Source organism: Streptomyces platensis, from assembly GCF_008704855.1.
Lineage (GTDB): Bacteria > Actinomycetota > Actinomycetes > Streptomycetales > Streptomycetaceae > Streptomyces > Streptomyces platensis.
On record NZ_CP023691.1, the window covers coordinates 6,113,124 to 6,132,123 of the forward strand.

The 19,000-nt window shown below is 73.6% G+C and carries 13 protein-coding genes and 1 pseudogene; 11 read left to right on the forward strand and 3 right to left on the reverse strand.

The window, feature by feature from the left end:
• Nucleotides 1-27: 27 nt before the first annotated feature.
• From CP981_RS27215 to CP981_RS27240, 6 genes are all read left to right on the forward strand, one after another.
• Nucleotides 28-495 carry a CU044_2847 family protein gene (locus tag CP981_RS27215; protein WP_085928250.1) on the forward strand — a complete coding sequence of 156 codons (468 nt, stop codon included), beginning with the start codon at nucleotides 28-30 and terminating at the stop codon, nucleotides 493-495.
• The gene (locus tag CP981_RS27220; protein WP_085928249.1) at nucleotides 492-2,669 is read left to right on the forward strand and encodes a VMAP-C domain-containing protein; all 2,178 of its coding nucleotides are present in this window, start codon (nucleotides 492-494) and stop codon (nucleotides 2,667-2,669) included. The genes CP981_RS27215 and CP981_RS27220 overlap by 4 nt, the downstream gene beginning before the upstream one ends.
• A 42-nt stretch (nucleotides 2,670-2,711) precedes the next feature.
• Nucleotides 2,712-3,725, forward strand: coding sequence for an AAA family ATPase (locus CP981_RS27225; protein ID WP_085928248.1), 1,014 nt, complete (start codon nucleotides 2,712-2,714; stop codon nucleotides 3,723-3,725).
• An 86-nt stretch (nucleotides 3,726-3,811) separates the two neighbouring features.
• Complete coding sequence (locus CP981_RS27230) at nucleotides 3,812-8,959, forward strand: SAV_2336 N-terminal domain-related protein (protein ID WP_280117069.1); 5,148 nt, start codon at nucleotides 3,812-3,814, stop codon at nucleotides 8,957-8,959.
• Between the two features lie 14 nt (nucleotides 8,960-8,973).
• Nucleotides 8,974-9,639, forward strand: a complete 666-nt coding sequence (locus tag CP981_RS27235) for a winged helix-turn-helix domain-containing protein (RefSeq protein ID WP_085928661.1) — start codon at nucleotides 8,974-8,976, stop codon at nucleotides 9,637-9,639.
• Nucleotides 9,636-10,973, forward strand: a complete 1,338-nt coding sequence (locus CP981_RS27240; protein ID WP_244329802.1) for an MFS transporter — start codon at nucleotides 9,636-9,638, stop codon at nucleotides 10,971-10,973. Before CP981_RS27235 ends, CP981_RS27240 begins: the two co-directional genes overlap by 4 nt.
• 38 nt (nucleotides 10,974-11,011) lie before the next feature.
• Here CP981_RS27240 and CP981_RS27245 read toward each other — a convergent pair whose 3' ends face one another.
• Nucleotides 11,012-12,001, reverse strand: a complete 990-nt coding sequence (locus CP981_RS27245; protein ID WP_085928666.1) for a helix-turn-helix transcriptional regulator — start codon at nucleotides 11,999-12,001, stop codon at nucleotides 11,012-11,014.
• Nucleotides 12,002-12,094: 93 nt separating this feature from the next.
• Here CP981_RS27245 and CP981_RS27250 point away from each other — a divergent pair, with 93 nt between their 5' ends.
• Nucleotides 12,095-12,493, forward strand: a complete 399-nt coding sequence (locus CP981_RS27250) for a VOC family protein (protein WP_085928663.1) — start codon at nucleotides 12,095-12,097, stop codon at nucleotides 12,491-12,493.
• A 109-nt stretch (nucleotides 12,494-12,602) separates the two neighbouring features.
• Here CP981_RS27250 and CP981_RS38830 read toward each other — a convergent pair.
• A pseudogene (locus tag CP981_RS38830) lies at nucleotides 12,603-12,824 on the reverse strand (alpha/beta fold hydrolase); the annotation flags it as partial.
• Between the two features lie 253 nt (nucleotides 12,825-13,077).
• Between CP981_RS38830 and CP981_RS27260 the strand changes: the two are divergent.
• On the forward strand, nucleotides 13,078-14,247 hold the full coding sequence (locus CP981_RS27260) for a cysteine desulfurase family protein (RefSeq protein WP_085928664.1): 1,170 nt from the start codon (nucleotides 13,078-13,080) through the stop codon (nucleotides 14,245-14,247).
• 48 nt (nucleotides 14,248-14,295) lie between these two features.
• Here the strand turns inward: CP981_RS27260 and CP981_RS27265 are convergent, their stop codons facing one another.
• A complete protein-coding gene (locus CP981_RS27265; RefSeq protein ID WP_085928667.1) occupies nucleotides 14,296-15,015 on the reverse strand; it encodes an N-acetylmuramoyl-L-alanine amidase in 720 nt (239 codons plus the stop codon).
• A 54-nt stretch (nucleotides 15,016-15,069) separates the two neighbouring features.
• On the opposite strand from CP981_RS27265, the gene mnmA reads away from it, so the two are divergent.
• The 3 genes from mnmA to gdhA all read left to right on the forward strand — a co-directional run bounded on the left by mnmA (nucleotide 15,070) and on the right by gdhA (nucleotide 18,952).
• The gene (mnmA, locus tag CP981_RS27270; protein ID WP_085928665.1) at nucleotides 15,070-16,200 is read left to right on the forward strand and encodes a tRNA 2-thiouridine(34) synthase MnmA; all 1,131 of its coding nucleotides are present in this window, start codon (nucleotides 15,070-15,072) and stop codon (nucleotides 16,198-16,200) included.
• 190 nt (nucleotides 16,201-16,390) lie between these two features.
• On the forward strand, nucleotides 16,391-17,134 hold the full coding sequence (locus CP981_RS27275) for a VC0807 family protein (RefSeq protein WP_244329803.1): 744 nt from the start codon (nucleotides 16,391-16,393) through the stop codon (nucleotides 17,132-17,134).
• A gap of 441 nt (nucleotides 17,135-17,575) precedes the next feature.
• Nucleotides 17,576-18,952 carry an NADP-specific glutamate dehydrogenase gene (gene gdhA / locus CP981_RS27280; RefSeq protein ID WP_190839268.1) on the forward strand — a complete coding sequence of 459 codons (1,377 nt, stop codon included), beginning with the start codon at nucleotides 17,576-17,578 and terminating at the stop codon, nucleotides 18,950-18,952.
• Nucleotides 18,953-19,000: the final 48 nt, after the last annotated feature.

The window sequence follows — 19,000 nt, forward strand, 5'->3', positions numbered from 1 at the left end:
CAGGCCGCTCATGTCAGACTGACCGGCATGGGGGATGTGGCTCTCAGAATCGATGAGGCGACCGTCGTGTGGCTGCGGGCCGAGGAGCCGGCCGCCACCGGCCGGCCGGGCCCGCACGAACACTCCGGCGCACAACCGCCGCCCGAAGGTGACCGACGGCAGCAGCCCGGCACCGACGGTGAGTTGGAGCTGCCCGAGGAGTTCGGCTCCGCCCAGCCGGTCAGTGTCGACAGCCGGGTGGCCCGGGCGCTGACCCGCGGCGGGGAGGCCCTCGAAGAGGCCCTGCGGCCGCTCGGCGGCGTCCTCGGCCAGATTCACCGCTCGATCGCCGCCGGCAGCCACCGCCCCGACGAGGTCACCGTGGAGTTCGGGGTCACCCTCGGCTCCGATCTGAGCCTCGGGGTGTTCTCCGGCAAGGGAGACGCGAGCTTCAAGGTCTCGGCCACCTGGAATCTCGGCCAGGGCACGGGGGAACCCGGCGGGACGGCCCCGTGAGCGCAGGCGCAGGCCCGGACACCCCGCTCCAGCAGTCCTTCGCCTCCGTACGCCATGGCGACCATGCCATCGGCGCGGGCGTGCTGGTCGCCGAACGGCTCGTACTGACCTGCGCCCATGTCGTCAACAGCGCACTGGGCAGGGACCGTTTCGCCCAGGAGCCCCCCGGACCCGGCGACACCGTCACCCTCCGGCTGCCCCATGTCGCGGCCGGGCGCGACCTGGCCGCCCGGGTCTTACGGGAGATGTGGGTGCCGCCGCGGGCCACGGCGGCCGGGAGTGCGCCCGTCGAGCCCGGCCGGGTGCCGTACCACGGCGATCTCGCCGTCCTGGAGCTGACCGGCGCCGCACCCGACGGCGCCGAACCGGCCCCGTTCCTCCAGCACAACTACGCCAACGAGACCATCGCCTTATGGGCCAGCGGCAATCCGCTGCCCACGGTGCGCGCCGTGCCCCGGGTCTCCGCGCCGCCCTGGATCGCGCTGGACGTGCTCGGCGGTGCGCAGGTCACCGAGGGCTTCAGCGGCGGGCCGCTGTGGGACCGCGAGCGGCAGGCCGTGGTCGGCCTGGTCGCGGCCGTGCACCGGGCCCCGGACGGGGCCGCCCCCGGGGCCCGGCCGACGACGATGTACGCCATCAGCGTCCCCGCCATCGAGGCCGAACTCCCCACCCTGCCGCCCTCGGCGGTGCCCACCGCCCGCCGCGGGGTCCAGCAGCTGCTCACCGCGCTGGAGCGGGTACTGAAGGGCCGCGAGGCGGTGCTCGCCTGTGAGGAGCGGCTCGCCGCCCGGCTCGGCAGGCCCTCCGCGGGCCCGGCCGCCGACCTGGAACGGCTGGTCGGCCTGGCGGTCAGCGTCCGCCGCGGTATCCCCGAACTCCTCGACCTGGTACGGGACCACGAGCCGCCGGTCGCCGACCCGTACGACCCGCACGCCCGGCCCGGCCTCTACGGTGCCCGCGAGGACTGGGAGCGCCTGCGCCGCGCCGCCCGTACGGTCCGCCCCGCCGAATGCCTGACCACCCGCCAACGCCGCGACCTCTCCGGCCTGTTGGCGCACTGCACCCGCACCGATCCCCGCACCCTCCTGGAACGTGTCCTGCCGCACGCCCCGGAACTGCCCGCCGTCACCGGCCTGGCCGACGCGATGGACGCCCTGGAGGGCTTCAGCTCCACCACCGGGGCGCCGGTGCCGCCGCTGCTCCAGGGCGTGGTGCGGATCAGCGTCGACGAACGCGCGGCCGGGGTGTACCCGGCCGAGGACCTCGACGCGTGGGTCGAGCGCGTCGCCGCCCGGTCGGGCGTCGACGAAGCGGCGGTCTGCCAGTTCCGCGCCGATGTCACGGCCGCCGCGGCCCCGGTCCGCACCCCGGTCCCCGTCCGGCCGGCCACCGGCACCCCGGCGGCCCTCGCCCCCCGCGTCCAGGTGGAGCTGCTGCCCACCGCGACCGGACGCCGCTTCACCTACCAGATCTGGACCTTCGCCGACCGCCAGCCGCACCGGCTCGCACTGGTCCGCGATGCCGAGGCGGGCAGTGAGCAGGTGGTCGACGACATCCGCCGGGTGCTGCGCACCGAGGTCCGGGAAGACCCGGAGACCGCCCTGGTGGAGTACTTCCTGCCGTCCGCCTGGCTCGGTCTGGACGTCGACTCCTGGGAATCGCCCGACAGCGACGAGGACGGGCCGTTCGCGCCCGGGATCACCCGGCGGGTGGTGGTGCGCACCACGGAGCGCTCCCGGGAGAGCTACGCCGGCTGGAAACAGCGAACCGCCGCCCTGCCGCACGCCAAACGCCTGGTCCTCGACCACCGGCACACCGACCGCAAGGTCGCCCGCGCACAACTGGAGGTGCACCGCGATGCCGGCACGGTCATCGTGTGCTGCGAACCGCACCACCACGGCACGCTGTTGCGGCAGTGCGTCCAGGCGGGCGTCCACACCGTGCTGTGGCACCGCGCCGAACACGGCGAGCACATCGCCCAGGACCTGCTGGCCCTGGTCGACGGCACCGACCACGCCGAGGTACCCGAAGCGGTGCGCCTGGAACGGGCCAGGGCGATGGCCGAGCCGGACCGCGACACCCACCACGGCCGCCGGCTGTCCCTGCTCTACGACGCGCCCGACCACCGTCCCCCACAACTCGCCCCGGACGCCTGGGTGCTGACCCAGCCCTGAGTGCCGGATCCTGGACGCAGTAATGAACGAGGAGAACGTGCGGTGACCGGACAGAGCGCAGCAGGCGCACACGACGACCCGGCGGCGGCGCCGGAGGACTGGTGGGTGTTCCGCGGCCCGTCACCGCTGCCTGCCCCGCCGCCCTGGCGCCACCTGCCCGCCGGCCGAGGGGAGACGCCCCGGGCGCCGTACCTCCTGGAGCGCAACGAGATCTCCGTCATCAACGCCGCCCTGCATCTGCACCGGCCGCTGCTGGTCACCGGCCGCCCCGGCGCCGGCAAGAGCTCGCTGGCCCGCGCCGTCGCCGAGGAACTGGGGCTCGGTGACGTCCTGCGCTGGTCGGTCAACAGCCGCTCCACGCTCCAGGACGCCCTCTACCGCTACGACGCCGTGGGCCGCCTCCGGGAGGCCTCGCTGCGCCGGGAGCGCGAGGCCCCGCACGGCTCCGCGCGCCGCCCCCGGGTCCGGCGCGCCACCGGGGCCGGCGACATCGGCCAGTACCTGCGCCTCGGCCCGCTCGGCAGCGCCCTGGCGGCCGGCCGCCCCCGGGTCCTGCTCGTCGACGAACTCGACAAGGCCGATATCGACCTGCCCAACGACCTGCTGGTGGTGCTGGAGGAGGGCGAGTTCGAGATCCCGGAACTGGCCCGGCTGCCCGAGCACCAACAGGAGGTCCAGGTACTGCTGAGCGGAAGCCGGGAGCGGGTCGCGGTCCACCGCGGCGTGGTCCGCTGCACCCACTTCCCGATCGTCGTGATGACCAGCAACGGCGAACGGGACTTCCCGCCCGCCTTCCTGCGCCGCTGCGTACGGCTGGATCTGCCGGAGCCGACCGGCGACCGGCTGCGGAAGATCATCGAACACAACCTGGGGGAGCAGGCGGTCGCCGCCGCGGAGGACCTCATCGAGGTCTTCCACCAGCGCGCGAAGACCCAGACCCTGGCCACCGACCAGCTGCTGGCCGCCGTCCATCTGCGCATCAGCGGCGCCGACCTCACCAAGGAAGAGCTCCTCGCCGCCGTACTGCACCGCCTCGACGAGTCCATGTCGCCATGATCGACCGACTGCGACAGGCGATGTCGGCCGCCGGCTACGACCTCGGGGCCACGGAACTCCTCGATGTGCTGTGGCTGTCGCGGGCGATGGAGGGGCGTACGGCGGCCGGGACGCCGGGGGATACGGGGGATACGGGGGAGTCGGGGGACTCGGTGGAGCGTGTGGGTGGGACGGGGAGTACGAGCGGGGTCGGGGACGGGGCCGGGGACGAGGGGGCTGACGGGGGTGGAGAAAGTGGCTTGGCCGGTGGGGCCGGCGGGGCTGCGGAGGCTGCGGAGGTCGAGGCGGCCGAGTTGGATGCGTCCGAGGTGTCCGGTGGGGCTGATGCGGGAGCGGAGGGTGCCGATGGTGCCGGTCGTCTCGACGGCCCCGTTCGGCCTGGTGAGTCCTCGGGGGGTGGGGGACCGTCCCGCCGTACTGGGGGCCGCGCCGATGGCACAGGCCCTACGGACCGCACCGCTCCCGCTGTCGCCGACGCCACCCCCGCCGCCCCTGACGGCGGCCCCCGCTCCGCGCCCTGCGACCCGCTGACGCCCGCCGTTCCGCCCCGTCGCGCGCTGTACGCCATGGGCAGCCAGGGCGGCGGGACGGGCGGGGAGCGGGCCCGTCCCGCGCGGGTTCCCGGCGGGCGGGCGCTGCCCGATGCCCAGCAACTGGGGCGGGCCCTGCGGCCGTTGCGCCGGTCCCGGGACCACCCGCACCGCACCGTCACCGATATCGAGGCCACCGTCCGGCTCGCCGCCGAGACCGGCTTCCTCGATGTCGTCTCCCGCCCGGAGCAGGAGCGGTGCCGGTCGGCCGTGCTGCTGGTGGACTGCTCGCCGTCCATGCAGGTGTGGGGCCCGCTCGCGGCCGAGCTGCGCGCGCTCCTCGCCCGGAGTACGGTCTTCCGTTCCGTCCGCATCCTTCCCGTCGATCCCCAGGATCCGAGCGGCCCGGCGGGGCGCCGGCCGTCCGCGGGCGCGGCGGTGACCTTCCTGCTGACCGACGGTACGAGCCCGGGATGGCGCAGCCCGCAGGCCGTACGCGCCCTCGCCGCATGGGGCCGCCGCGGTCCGCTGGCCGTACTGAACCCGCTGCCCCGGCGGCTGTGGCGGGGCACCGCCCTGGATGCCCGGCCCCGGCTCGTGGCCGCACCGGGCGAGTTCGACCCCCTCGGCCGGCTCATCGTCTGCGATGCGCTCAGTGGCGAGCGCGACCCGGAGGCGGACGGCCTCCTCGCGCTGCCCGTATTGCACCCGACCGCCTCCGCGCTGGAGCAGTGGGCCGGGCTGCTCACCCGCCCCGGAGTGCCGCATCTGATCGAAACGGCGCTGCTGGACGAGGCGCCTGCCGCGTGCGCCGGGCCCGCCGTACCCCAGGGCACGGCCGAGGAGTTGCTGTCCCACTTCAGGGGGGCGTTCTCGCCCGAGGCCTACCGCCTCGCCGTCCGCCTCTCGGCGATCCGCCCCCTGACCACGCCCCTGATGCAGCTGGTGCGCGCCGCCACGATGCGGGACGCCGGGCCCACCCATGTCGCCGAGATCCTGCTCGGTGGCCTCCTGGAGCGCACCGACCAGGCGCGGGACGCGGCCGCCGCCCACACCCTGGACCGTGCCCTGGGCGCGCCGGCACCGGGCCATCTCGTCCACCCCGTCTACGACTTCCGCCCCGGTGTACGGGAGCTGCTGTCCAGCGGACTCGGCGCCGAAGAGGCCGTGGAGGTCGTCGAGGCCGTCGGCCGGTCGCTGGAGCCGTACATGGGGCAGCTGCCGGACTTCCCGGTCCTGATGGGGGACGCCGAGGGGGAGTTGCGGCTACAGGCGTCGGCGCGGGCCTTCGCGGTGCTGGCCAGCCCGGTGCTGGAGCGGATGGGGGGTGTGGTGCCCGAGCTGACCGACCACCCGGTGCCGGCCCAGCGCCGTGCCGTGCCCATGCCCCCGCGTTTCGGTGTCCTCGGGCCCGTCCGCGCCTGGCGCGGGGCGACGCCGCTCGCGCTGGGCGGCCCGGAGGAACAGGCGCTGCTGGCCGCCCTGTTGCTGCGTCCGGGCCACTCCGCCGCCGCGACCGAGCTGATTCCCGACCTCTGGGGCGCCGCGCCGCCGCGTCACGCCCTCACGTCGCTGTACGCCTGCGCCGCCCGGCTGAACGCGGCGCTCGGCGCCGACAGCGGGGCGGGTGCCGGCGCTGATCCCGGCGCTGATACCGGTCCGGACCTCCTGGTCAGGGAGCAGGGCGGGGGCTATGCCCTGCGCCGCCCCGACGGCAGCGCACCGGTCCTCGACCTCGATCTCGACCGGGCCGAGCAACTGGTCGGCCGGGCCCGCCGCGCCGAGGATCCGGCCGTGGCCCGCCAACTGCGCGACCGAGCACTCGCGTTGTGGGACGGCGAGTCACTCGCCGGGCTGCCGGGGCCGTTCGCCGCGGCTCAGCGCGCCCGGCTGGAGCGCTGGCGCAGCGACCTCGCGAACGGGCACCACCGCCCCCTCGCCGAGGAGCCCGCACCCGATCCGGCCGGTCCACGGGCCGACGCGGTGGCCCTGCCACCCGAACCGGAGCCGTTCGCAGGGCGTGCCGAGCACCTCGCCCGTCTGGCCGCCGGATTGACGGGCGGTACGAGCGACGCCCCGCCCTGCCACTTCATCCACGGACCGGCCGGGGTGGGCAAGACAGCACTCGCGCTGCGCGTCGCCCACGAGGTGGCGGAGCACTTCCCGGACGGACAGCTCTTCCTGGATCTCCGCGGCAGCGCCGCCGAGGCCGAGGACCGGCTGACGGCGACCGGCGCCCTCGAAGCGCTGCTGCGCGCCCTGGGCGTGCCGGCTGGCCACATCCCCTTGTGGCGCGAGGGGCGGGCGGCCCTCTATCGCTCGCTGCTGGCTGAACGGCGGGTCCTTGTGGTGCTGGACGATGTGCCTGCCGGCGAGGCGCTCGGCGCCGTTGTCGACGGGTCCGCCGGCATCGATGCACCCGCGCCCGCCGATGCACCGTTCGCCGCAGGATCCGACGCGCCCGACGCCGCCGCTTCTGCCCCACCCGCCACCGAGACACCTGACCCCCGCGACGGATCCGCCGCTTCTGACGCACCCGCCGCCAGTTCCGACGCGGCCGCCACCTCCGCCACCTCCGCCACATCGCCCCTGGCCCCCCTGCTCCCCGGCCGTACGGGCGCACCGGGAGCCCGGGGCGGCGGCAGCGCCGTCCTGATCACCGGCCGCGGGTCCCCGCCGCTCGCCCCACTCGCACTACCCACCGAAGCCGTCGAGCTGGCCGCGCTGACCCCTGCCGAGGCGCAGGAGCTGTTCACCGACCCCGACACCGGCCCCGCAGCGCTCCGGTGGCTCGACGCCCAGCTCTCCCCGGCGGCGCGCCGGGCCTTCCGCCTCCTCGCCGTGGCGGACACCGCCGGGGCCTCGTCCGCCGACCTCACGTCCGGCGCCGCGGCCGCCCTGCTCGATACCACGGCGGAGCGGACCCACTCCCTCCTGGACGAGCTGTGTTCCGTCGGCGCGCTCCACAAGGCGGGCGCCGGCCGCTATCGCTATACGGGCCAAGTGCGCCGCCTCGCCTGCCGGTCCGCCGATCAGGAGCTGTCGGAGGCGGCCCGCGACGAGGCCCTGGTCCGGCTGCTGACCTGGTATCTGGCCATGGGGCGGCAGGTGCACGCCCTCCGCTGCCCGGGCGACCGGATGCTCCACGACCTCGCCCGCGTCCCCTCCGACGGCCCCCGGCCCGTCGCGAAGGACCGGGACCGCGCCCTGGCCACCTGGGCGGAGGAGACTCCTCGGCTGCTCGCCCTCGTCCGCCGTGCCGCGCTGCGCACCCCGGGGATCGTCCGCCAGGCCGCCGATCTCCTGCTGCTCGCCCAGGTGACGGCGGACTCCGGGGCGCTGTCCGCCGCGTACGAGCCGGCTGCCCGGACGGTGGCGGCGCGGGCGGCCCGGGACGGTGACGCACGGGCGGAAGGCCGGGCCCGGGTCGCGCTGGCCGAGGCGTACCTCACGCTGGGCAAGTGCGCCGAGGCCGAGCGCGAGGCGCGGCGCGCCGAGCAACTGGCCGACCGCTCCGGCGATTCCCTCACGCGGTTCCGCGCCCCGTATGCGCGCGGCCTCATCGCCCTCCACCAGGGGGAGTACGACATCGCGGAGCGGCAGCTCACCGCGGCCTGGGAACAGTGCCGCCGCCGCAACGACCAGCTGGGCGAGGCCGATGCGCTCGCCGCGCTGGCCCGGCTGTGGGCGGCGACCGGCAACAGCGGCGACGCCGTCCTGTTCGCGGAGCGGAGCGTGGGCGTCCACCGCCGGCTCGCCGACGGCACCGCCCGGCTCGCGCACGGCCGGTACGCCCTGGCCGAAGCGCTGTCGGCCGCGGGCCGGCACACCGAGGCGCTCCGCGAACTCTTCCAGGCCCTGCCTCTCTTCGAGGAGGACCGCCAGCTTCTGTGGGCGGGGCGGACCCGCTGCCGGACGGCCGAGGCGATGGTCGCCCTGATCCGCCCCGGCGAAGCGGTGACCGCCGCCGAGGACGCGGCGAAACGGCTGCTGGTGCCGGGCGGCGAACGGTGGCGGGCCGACGCCCTGACCGCACTGGGCCACGCCGAGACCGCCCTGGGCCGCAAGCAGAGCGCCCAGGCACACTGGCGCGAAGCCCTCGCCGTCCACGAGGAGTTCGGCACCCCGGGAGCCCACCCCCTCCGCGCACTCCTACGCGACAGGGAGGGCGGCACCCCCACGTCCGGCCGCCCCCGCAGGCCCGGCCCCTCCCGCACCGCCGACCTCGCACGCACCGGCACGACCCTCCGCGACCTGACCGCCGCCCTCCGCACCCTGACCGACCACCTACGCCTCCAGCCCCCCACCGACAAGCCGGACGACCACCCCTCCGGTCCGCCCACCCCCTCCACACCCTCGAATCCCTCGACACCATCGAGTCCGAACTCACCACCACGCTCACCGACTTCCCCCACCACACCCGCCCCCGCGCACCACCCTCCACCACCTCCGCACCTCCCTGGAATCCCTGACCTCCCCTCAGTCCCTCCCGCCCCCGTCACCCGCCATCGCCGAGGCAGCGGCAGCGGTCCGCGAGCTGGCACGGCGGATGGCTCCGTAGGCAGAAGGCTCCGCCGTCGGAACGCTCAAGTCGGCGTCCACGTGAGGTGGTTGAGCGCGAGGAGATCCGCGGCACTCCACAAACAGTTATTCGCAAAGAAGTCTTCGCAAAGAATTGTTTGCAGTTTAGGCTGCGCGTCATGACTGACCTCCACGGCATGACCGACCCGCAGGAGAAGCCGCCCGGTCCGGACGCAGGGGCGAACGCGGCCGTACTGGACTCGAAGGGGCTGCGGGCCCTGGCGCACCCGCTCCGCCTTGAGTTGGTCGGGCTGCTGCGGCAGCACGGCCCGTCCACGGCCACCCGGCTCGCCGAGCGGCTCGGCGTCAACTCGGGCTCCGCCAGTTACCACCTGCGCCAGTTGGGTGCGGCGGGATTCGTCGAGGAGGACGCGGAGCGCGGGAACGCACGGGAGCGCTGGTGGCGTTCGGTGCATCAGTCCACGTGGTTCAACGACCCGGAGCTGGCCGAGCGGGAGCCCGAGGCCGCACTGGCCTATCTGCAATCCGTCGCGGCCCGCTACACCCTGCGTACCCAACGCGCGCTCGGCGAGCTTCAGACGATGCCCCGCGCCTGGCGGGACACGTTCGACATGAGTGATTGGCCGCTGCGGCTCACGCCCGCGGAAGCGGCGGCGCTGCACGACGAATTGCGGGACGTCGTCTCCCGGTACCGGCGGGATACACCGGAGGGGGCGACCGAGGCTCCCGACGGCGCGGAGCGCGTCTCCGTGATCACACAGATCCTGCCCGAACCCGGGGAGCCCTCCGCGCCCGACGGCCGCCCCGGCGCCGGGGGAGCGGCAGAGGCGCAGACCTCGTGACAGCCAAGGCCCCGGGCGGCGACGGCTTATCCGGCAGGCGGTCCTTACGGCCGCTCGGCGGGTTGCTCGCGGCGATGGCGGTATCGCTGACCGGCACCCGGGTCTCGGCCATCGCGCTGCCCTGGTTCGTGCTTGCCACCACCCACAGCGCCACCTGGACCGGGCTGGTGGGCTTCTGTGAGATGGCGCCGTACGTCGTGGTCAAGGCGCTCACCGGGCCACTGGTGGACCGGGCCGGACCGCGGGTCATCTCCTGGTCCACCGACCTGGTCAGCGCGGCCGCCGCCGGTGCCGTTCCCTTGCTCCATACCCTGGACCTGCTTCCGCTTCCGCTGCTTCTGGCGCTGGTCGCGCTGATCGGCGCGGCGCGTGGCCCCGGTGACCTGGCGAAGGAGGTCATGGTCCCGGAGGCGGCCGAGCGCAGCCGGGTGCCGCTGGAGCGGGCCACCGGCCTGTCCGGTGTGACCGAGCGGCTGGCGACCACCCTCGGTCCCGCTGTCGGCGGCGCCCTGGTGGCGCTGCTGGGGCCCCTGGCGGGACTTGCCGTCAACGCCGCGAGCTTTGCGCTCGGTTCGGTGATCATCGCCCTGGCGCTGCCCCGCGGGATGGGGCGGGCGGCCGAAGACGCCCCGTCTGTTGAGGGCGAGTTGGTTCCGCGCTACTGGCGGCGGTTCGGCGCGGGCTGCCGGTTCCTGCGCGGTGAGCCGCTGCTCCTCACCGTCCTGGTCATGGTCGGAGTCACCAACCTGCTGGACGCGGCGTTCACCACGGTGCTCGTGCCCGTGTGGGCCGAGGAGTCCGGCAACGGACCGGCCGTGATCGGGGTGAACAGCAGCGTGGGGGGAGCGGCCGCGGTCGCCGGGAGCCTGGTCGCCGCGGCGATCGCGCACAGAATGCGGCGCCGGGTGGTTTTCTTCGCCGGGTTCCTGCTCGCCGGGGCGCCGAGGTTTCTGGTCCTGGCCTGCGACGCGCCGATGTGGGCGGTGCTCCTCGTGTTCGCCGCCGGCGGGTTCGGAGCGGGCTTCCTCAACCCGATTCTGGCGGCGCTCTCCTTCGAGCGGGTGCCCCGTCCGCTGCTGGGGCGGGTCAACGCGCTGGGCGGTGCGCTGGCCTGGGCAGGTATTCCGCTCGGCGGGCTGATCGCCGGAGCGGCGGTCACCTCGTTCGGACTCGTGCCGGTGCTGCTGCTCGGCGGGGCGGCGTACTTCCTCACGACGAACCTGGCCGGGCTGCGACCGGAGTGGCGCGAGATGGACCGCCACCGAGGCCGAGGCCCCCGGGAACGCCACCCCGGAGCGGACGCCCCCGCGACCGACGGCAGCCTCACCGGATGACCGCAGGTGTGCCCCCTCTTCACGGTGGTTCCCAGCCGTCAGCCCCGGCGGGCGCAGGACGTGAGGCGATCGGCGAGGGCTACGACGAGGTCGCGCAATTCAGCGGGGCGTTCGATGACGAACGGCCGGTCGATCGAGGCGAGTGCCGGAGGCAGCCAGTCGAGTCGCTCGGCCCGTAGGTGGACGCGTAGCCAGCGCTCGGGGTCCGGGTCCGGGTCTGCCGTCGGCTCGTACTCCTCCAGGCTCGCGACACCGGCGGGAAGGTGGGCGCGGATCTGCTCGACGGTCCCATGGATGCGCAAGGTCACCTCGTGCCGGTACTCCGCCGTGGCGAAGCCGGACAGCACACGCTGGGCCGGGCCGGGACCCTCGGGTACCTCGAACGAGCCGGGCAGGGTTCTGGCGTCTGTGAGGCGATCGAGCCGGAAGGTGCGGTCCTCGCCGATGCCGGCGTCGGTGCCCGTGACGTACCACCGGCCCGCGTGGGCGACGATCCCGTAGGCGTGCAGGGTGCGTTCGCTGGGCCGGCCGTTGCGGTCGGTGTATCTGAGGGAGACCGGTCGGCGGTGGCGTACCGCATCGGCGAGGGTGAGCAGGACCCCCGCATCCGGGGCGGCGAACTCGCCGGGCTGTTCCGTGAAGGCGAGCGACTCCAGGAGTGTGTCGAGCCGGCGGGCGAGGTGCTGGGGCAGCACCCGCCGGATCTTGGCCGTCGCCGTCTCGCTCGCTGTGCGCTCCGTCGTCCGCAGCCCCGTACGGCGGCCGGCGATCAGGCCGAGCAGTACGGCCAGCGCCTCGTCGTCGCTGAGCATGAGCGGAGGCAAGCGGTACCCGGGGGCGAGCCGGTAGCCGCCGTACCGGCCGCGCACCGACTCCACGGGCACGTCCAGGTCGATGAGTTGGTTCACATACCGCCGCACGGTGCGCCCCTCGACGCCGAGCCGGTCGGCGAGTTCGGCCACCGTCCGGGTGCCGCCCGACTGAAGCAGTTCGAGGAGTGTCAGCACGCGGCCGGTGGGGCGAGACATGTCCACAGGTTAGGGCGAATAGAGGACCGATTCTGTCCACTATTCCTCCTAACCTGCGAAGTCCCGCCACTCCAGCAACCTGAGGAGATCCCCATGGACTTCGTCTCGATCCGCATCATCACCGGCGATGTCGCGCGCCTCGTCGAGTTCTACGAGCGCGCCACCGGAGTGCCGGCGGTGTGGGCCACCGAGGACTTCGCCGAACTCAAGACCCCGCACGCCACCCTCGCGATCGCCGGCACCCGTACCGTCCCGCTGTTCGCTCCGGGCTCGGCCCGCCCGGCCGAGAACCGCAGCGTGATCACCGAGTTCCTGGTCGACGACGTGGACCATGTGCACCAGAACCTGGCCGGTTTCGTCACCGACTTCGTCACCGAGCCCACCACGATGCCCTGGGGCAACCGGTCGCTGCTGTTCCGCGACCCGGACGGCAACCTCGTCAACTTCTTCACCCCGGTCACCACGGCGGCCATCGAGAAGTTCGCACGTTGATGTTGACGGTGACGGTGAGGGTGACGGGGACGCTGACGCGGTGCACGGCCGAGTTCGGGGCGCGAGTGTCCTGAGACACCACAACACACCGAAGGGCGAGCCCCACGCCTCACCCACCGCCCGCCAGGAACTCCCCCAGTACCGCCGTGAGTTCGGCCGGTGCGTCCTCCTGGACCCGATGGCCCGCGTCCTCGGTGAGGTGGAGACGGGCGCCGGGGATACGGGAGGCCAGGTCGTGTCCCTTCGTGGGAGGGATCCAGGTGTCCTGGGTGCCCCAGCAGACCGGCGTCGGGAGGGCGAGTTCGCCGTGGCGTTCCTGGATCTCGTCCGTGGAGGTCCGGTGGCAGCCGGCCGAAGACGTCGGGGTGCGCGGCCAGCAGGTCCTGTCCAGAAGCCACCTCTGTCATGACCATCAGGCTAGTGACTCCTTACGTGGGGTGTCGAGAGACCGGGCGGGCCGTCCCGCGGGCCGCCCGGGGGAGGCGGCCGGTGGCCCGTCCCCGGGCATTCGGCGTACGGCGCTCCCACGCGCTGCGCATGCGCCCCCGGAGCCCACCGCGCCGACTCGTAGAATCGTGCGCACCATGGTTTACCTCGACCACGCCGCCACCACCCCGATGCTCCCGGAGGCGGTGCAGGCGATGACCGCCCAGCTGACCGTCACCGGCAATGCGTCCTCGCTGCACGCTGCCGGCCGGCGGGCCCGGCGTACCGTCGAGGAGGCGCGCGAATCCCTCGCCGCCTCCCTCGGCGCCCGCCCGAGCGAGATCGTCTTCACCGCGGGCGGCACCGAGGCCGACAACCTCGCGGTCAAGGGCCTGTACTGGGCCCGCCGGGCCGCCGACCCGGCCCGTACCCGCCTGCTCGCCAGCCCCGTGGAGCACCATGCGGTGCTCGACGCCGTCGAGTGGCTCGCCGAGCAGGAGGGCGCCCGCGTCGAGTGGCTGCCGGTCGACAGCTACGGCCGGGTGCACGCCGAGGCGCTGCGCACGGAGATCGCCCGCAACCCCGCCGATGTCGCGCTGGCCACCGTCATGTGGGCCAACAACGAGATCGGCACCGTCCAGCCGGTGCGCGAACTGGCCGAGGTCGCAGCGGAGTTCGACATTCCGCTGCATGCCGACGCGGTGCAGGCCGTCGGCCAGCTGGAGGTCGACTTCGCCGCCTCCGGGCTCGCCGCGATGACGGTCTCCAGCCACAAGATCGGCGGCCCGTACGGCATCGGCGCGCTGCTGCTGGGCCGGGAGTACGCCCCGGTGCCGGTGCTGCACGGCGGCGGCCAGGAACGGCATGTCCGCTCCGGCACCCTCGACACCCCGGCCATCGCCGCCTTCGCCGCCGCCGGCCGGTACGCCGTCGCCCACCGCGAGGACTTCGCCCGCGACGTCGGCGCACTCCGCGACGACCTGGTCAAGGCCGTCCGGGCCGCCGCGCCGGACGCCGTCCTCGGCGGTGACCCGGACCCCGCCGGCCGCCTCCCCGCCAACGCGCACTTCTCCTTCCCCGGCTGCGAGGGCGATTCCCTCCTGCTCCTCCTGGACGCCCAGGGCATCGCCTGCTCCACGGGCTCCGCCTGCACCGCCGGCGTCGCCCAGCCCAGCCATGTCCTGCTGGCCACCGGCATGTCCCCGGACCTCGCCCGCGGCACCCTGCGGTTCTCCCTGGGGCACACCTCCACCGCGGAGGACGTGGCGGCACTGGCGGAGGCCATCGGCCCGGTCGTGGAACGGGCGCGGAGCGCGGGGCTGAGCTGAGGCCGCCCGTCCGGCGGAGCCACCGCGCCCGTCGGGACGGCCCGCGCCTCAGGCCTTCCGTACGGGCGGGCTTTCCCGCGGCCGTACGGGCTTGCGCAGCTCGGCCCGTACGAGCCGCAGATAGCGGTCCCAGTCCCAGTGCGGCCCCGGATCGGTGTGATCCGTCCCCGGCACCTCAACATGCCCGACGAGGTGCTCCCGGTCGGCGGGGAAGCCGTACCGCCGGCATATCCCGGCCGTCAGCCGCGCCGACGACGCGTACATGGCCTCCGTGAACGACTCCGGCCGGTCCACGAAGCCCTCGTGCTCGATCCCGATGCTCCGCTCGTTGTAGCCGCGGTTGCCCGCGTGGAAGGCCACATCCAGCTCGCGGATCATCTGGGCGATATGCCCGTCCTTGCGGATGACGTAGTGCGCGCCGGCCTCGTGCTCCGGGTCCCGGAAGACGTCCAGCGCGGTCGCGTAGCTGCCCTGGACGACATGGATGACCACCCGGTCGATCCCGCAATCCGCCGGCCGGTCGGCCGGCCGGTAGTTCGCCGGGGACGCCGCGACCCACTGCGCGCCCCGATAGTCGACCGCGCCGGGCGTGCGTGGCTTCTCGTTCCCCGGCAGCCGCCACCACAAGTGGGCCAGCTCCTCGCGCCCCGCGAACGCCGCTGCCCCGGCGGCCACGGCCCCGCCGCCCCCGATCCACAAGGCCCGTCGGCGCGTGATCCCGGCCGGAGCCTCCTGGCCGCCGTCCTTTTCCCCGTCCCTCTTCCCCATGCGCTGCATAACGCTTTCGGCCCTGTCGGTGGTTCCGTCTACCCTGGACTGGCTATGACTGATGACGCCCCCCGCCGCCTCCGTGTGCTCGCCGCCATGTCCGGCGGCGTCGACTCCGCCGTTGCCGCCGCCCGCGCCGCCGAGGCCGGCCATGACGTGACCGGCGTGCATCTCGCGCTCTCCGAGAATCCGAAGTCGTTCCGCACCGGTGCCCGCGGCTGCTGCACGATCGAGGATTCCCACGACGCCCGCCGTGCCGCCGACGTCATCGGTATCCCGTTCTACGTCTGGGACCTCGCCGAACGTTTCCGTGAGGACGTCGTCGACGACTTCATCGCGGAGTACGAGGCCGGGCGCACCCCGAACCCCTGCCTGCGCTGCAACGAGAAGATCAAGTTCGCCGCGCTGCTGGACAAGGCGCTGGCCCTGGGCTTCGACGCCGTCTGCACCGGCCACTACGCCACGGTCGTGCTGCGCGAGGACGGCTCCCGCGAGCTGCACCGCGCCTCCGACATGGCCAAGGACCAGTCCTACGTCCTCGGTGTCCTCGACGACCGCCAGCTCGCGCACGCCATGTTCCCGCTCGGCGACACCCTCACCACCAAGGCGGAGATCCGCGAAGAGGCCGCCCGCCGCGGCCTGTTCGTCGCCAAGAAGCCGGACAGCCACGACATCTGCTTCATCGCCGACGGCGACACCCAGGGCTTCCTGGCCAAGCGGCTCGGCACGGCCCCCGGCGACATCGTCGACGAGTCCGGCGCGGTCCTGGGCACCCATGAGGGCGCGTACGGCTTCACCATCGGCCAGCGCAAGGGCCTGCGCATCGGCCACCCGGCCGCCGACGGCAAGCCGCGCTATGTCCTCGACATCTCCCCGGTCGACAACACCGTCACCGTCGGCCCCGCCGCCTCCCTCGACGTCATGGCGCTGACCGCGATCCGCCCCCGCTGGTGCGGCCGCCCCCCGACGGCCGGGCCCGCGACGTACACCGCTCAGCTCCGCGCCCACGGCGGCGAGACCGAGGTCACCGCCGAGCTGATCGGCGACGCCGAGCTCCAGGTGTCCTTCACCGAGCCGGTCCGCGGCGTGGCCCCCGGCCAGGCGATCGTGCTCTACGACGGCACCCGTGTGGTCGGCTCGGCCACCATCGCCACCACGGAGCGGGCGGCGCGCGCGGAGGCGTAGCCGCCCTCCCGGAGGTGCTCCGGAGACGCGCGGCGCACCACGGTGCGCCGCGCCGATCTGACAAATGTCATGGCGATCCCAGGACAGCTGGAACTGTTGCCGGCCACGGCTGTGCCCGAAGCTGAAGGCACCGCAGGAAGCAGCAGTTCACCGCAACATGGGGGAGTACGCCGTGCGCAGGAAGCAGTCCGTGGCCGAGTCCGCAGCCGAGGGGGAGCGCGGCAATGCGCTGGCGAGCTTTGTGCCGCTGATCGTGGACGCGGGGATCCCGATGGCCTCGTACTACCTCCTCAGCGACGGCTTCGGCTTCAGCACGGTGGCCGCACTGGGCTGGAGCAGCGTGGTGCCGGCGCTGCGGACGGTGTGGGGGCTGGTCCGCAGCCGCAGTGTGAACGGCCTGGCGCTGCTGATGCTGGTCGTCAATGCGGTGGGCCTGGCGCTGAGCGCGGTGGCCGGTGATCCACGGCTGATGATGGCCAAGGACAGCGGGGTGAGCAGCGTGGTCGGGATCGCGATCCTCCTTTCCGTGCGGACCAGGCGGCCGCTGATGACGGCGGGGCTCAAGCCGTGGGTCACCAAGGGGAGCGCGGCCGGGAACGCCGCCTGGGACCGGCTGACGGCCGGCTCGGAGCGGTTCCGGCGGGCCGAGCGGCGGTTCTCGGCGATATGGGGGACGGCGCTGCTGACCGAGTGCGTGGTCAAGGTCATCGGCGCCTACACCGTGCCGGTGGACACCATGGTCTGGCTGGGCACGGTGCTGACGGTGGTGGCCATCCTGGCGGCGATGGTCATCGCCGGGGGAAGCTGCGCCGAACCGATGGAGAAGATGGTCGCGGCCGAGGCCGAGCGCACGGCTGACGCGGGCGGGGCGGACGCGGGGAGCGGCCTGCCCGTCGGCGCGGCGGCCGGGTCGGCGGCTGCGGTCGCGAGCTGAGGAGCGGGCCGCGGTGCGCGGAGTGGCCGGCGGCGAGGGGAGCCGGGCGGGTGCGTCGCGCGGGGCGGACCAGGGCGGGTCAGCTGGTGGGGCGCGTGGGGCGGGCCAAGACCGCTGGTCAGCTGTGACCTCCCGCACAGCGGCCGGTGCGGGCGGCCGGTGCGTCTGAGCCGTTACCGGTGCGCTGACCTGCGGGCATACGGCGGGAGAGGGCGGGCGGGGGGAGTCGGACGATTGCGTACGTGAACGACGTGTCGTATATCCCACAGTCGATCGGCGGGGTGCCGCCAAATAGGGTCGGGAAAGCGACGGGACGTCAGCGGCTGTCGGGGCGAGAAATGGTGACGCTAAGGACTGACAAGGAGTTGTAGGCCTTGTGAGGACTCGTCAGGGTCCGGACCGCAGGCGGCCTTTCCGCGGCCACGAAAGGGAACGGAAGTCATGTCGACTGTTCAATCTCAGGTCAAGCCCGGCGTTCATTCGGCCGGGCCGGCATCCCTGTACGCCGAGCTGGTCCGGCGAAACCCCGGGGAGCCCGAGTTCCATCAGGCGGCACTTGAGGTGCTGGAGACGCTGGCCCCGGTGCTGGCGGCCCGCCCGGAGTTCGCCGAGGCGAAGATCCTGGAGCGGATCTGCGAACCGGAGCGGCAGATCATGTTCCGGGTCCCCTGGCAGGACGATTCCGGGGCGATTCACGTCAACCGCGGTTTCCGGGTGGAATTCAACAGTGCCCTCGGCCCGTACAAGGGCGGTCTGCGTTTCCACTCGTCCGTGAATCTGGGGATCGTTAAGTTCCTCGGCTTCGAACAAATCTTCAAGAATTCCCTTACCGGGCTCAGCATCGGTGGCGGTAAGGGCGGCAGCGATTTCGATCCGCACGGCAAGTCGGACGCCGAAGTCATGCGATTCTGCCAGTCGTTCATGACGGAGCTGCACCGTCATCTCGGCGAGCACACGGACGTACCGGCCGGCGATATCGGCGTCGGCGGCCGCGAAATCGGCTTTCTCTTCGGCCAGTACCGGCGGATCACCAACCGCTGGGAGGCGGGGGTGCTCACCGGCAAGGGGCTGTCCTGGGGCGGCTCCAAGGCCCGTACGGAAGCCACCGGTTACGGCAATGTGCTCTTCACCGAGGAGATGCTCAAGCAGCGCGGCGAGGAGCTGGACGGGCAGCAGGTGGTGGTCTCCGGGTCCGGCAATGTCGCGATCTACACCATCGAGAAGGCCCAGGCGCTCGGCGCCAACGTGCTGACCTGCTCGGACTCCGGCGGCTATGTCGTCGACGAGAAGGGCATCGACCTGGCTCTGCTGCGGCAGATCAAGGAGGTCGAGCGCGGCCGGATCAGTGCGTACGCCGAGCGGCGCGGGGTGTCGGCCACCTACGTGCCCGGTGGGCGGGTGTGGGACGTCGCGTGCGATGTGGCGCTGCCGTCGGCGACCCAGAACGAGCTGGACGCGGACGCCGCCCGGATCCTGATCCGCAACGGCGTCAAGGCGGTCTCCGAGGGCGCCAACATGCCGACCACGCCGGAGGCGGTGACGCTGCTCAAGTCGGCCGGTGTGGCGTTCGGTCCCGGCAAGGCCGCCAACGCGGGCGGAGTAGCGACCAGCGCGCTGGAGATGCGGCAGAACTCCGCGCGCGAGGCATGGGCCTTCGAGCGCACGGAGGGCGAGCTCGCGGCCATCATGCGCGGGATCCACCACCGCTGCTACGAGACCGCGGAGCGCTTCGGGCAGCCGGGCGACTATGTCGCGGGCGCCAACATCGCCGGCTTCGAACGGGTCGCGGAGGCGATGCTGGATCAGGGGCTGATCTGATCCGGGGTGGGTGAGGGGCGGCGTCGCGCCTGCTGCGTTCGCGGCGCG